This is a genomic window from Mesorhizobium argentiipisi (SeqCode), assembly GCF_037179585.1.
In the GTDB taxonomy this organism is placed as follows: domain Bacteria; phylum Pseudomonadota; class Alphaproteobacteria; order Rhizobiales; family Rhizobiaceae; genus Mesorhizobium; species Mesorhizobium argentiipisi.
Genome location: NZ_JAPYKO010000122.1, coordinates 1 through 432, shown reverse-complemented (window position 1 = coordinate 432; position 432 = coordinate 1). Strand labels below are relative to the sequence as shown.

Below are 432 nucleotides of genomic sequence, written 5' to 3'. Positions count from 1 at the left end.
CGTGATTTGGCGAAGTCTTTCGGCCTGGATCGACCGATGGGGGCGCTGGTGGCCCAAGTACAGAGTGGCTCGCCGGCCAGCGAGGCTGGCTTGCAGCCCGGTGACGTGATCATTGCCTTCAATGGTCAACCGATCGAAAGCTCCGCTGAACTGCCCAAAGTGGTTGGCGTGCTGCCTGCGGGCAGTGAAGCGGAAATGATTGTCGTGCGCAATGGCGAGCAGAAGACCCTTTCCGTGACCCTTGGCGAGTTGCCGGATAATCCGCAGCAGGCGATGCTTGGCGCCGGTGGCGACAACAGCACCGTTCAGGGGGATACGCTCGGTTTGACGGTGCGTGATGCCAGCAAGGCCGAACTGGCCCGTGCCGATGCGGATCAGGGCGTGATCGTCACCCGGGTCGAGGAAGGTCCAGCCGCTACCGCCGGTTTGCAA

The 432-nt window shown here is 62.7% G+C and carries 1 protein-coding gene; it reads left to right on the top strand.

Annotated elements, in window-relative coordinates; all coding sequences use genetic code 11:
* Nucleotides 1–36: 36 nt before the first annotated feature.
* A partial coding sequence (locus tag O7A05_RS34215) for a PDZ domain-containing protein (RefSeq protein ID WP_337097818.1) occupies nucleotides 37–432 on the top strand: 396 nt, incomplete at its 3' end.